We start from the raw sequence: 234 nt of genomic DNA on the forward strand, positions 1-234 counted from the left end.
CCTCTGATATTCGGTAGCATCCTTGCGCCAGACTACTCGATGGCCCCGCAATTCTGCTCCACGCTCAGCTAAGCACTGCTCCCAACCGTGATGGTCAAATATTGCCTTGGGGTCTTCCAGCAAGCCCCACTTGCGCTCTTGTTGGCTGAGCTTGGCGAACTTGGCATAGCCGGGATAGTCCTCGGTGATGAGCTGATCCTTCTGGTGCAGTAAGGGGGGATTTTCCGGGTCGTA

Annotated in this window: 1 pseudogene; it reads right to left on the reverse strand. The window is 56.0% G+C overall.

Annotated features, from left to right (window positions below):
- A pseudogene (locus QQ91_RS09755) lies at positions 1-234 on the reverse strand (DNA phosphorothioation-associated putative methyltransferase); the annotation flags it as partial.

Source organism: Lyngbya confervoides BDU141951, assembly GCF_000817775.3.
Classification (GTDB): domain Bacteria; phylum Cyanobacteriota; class Cyanobacteriia; order Thermosynechococcales; family Thermosynechococcaceae; genus Lyngbya; species Lyngbya confervoides.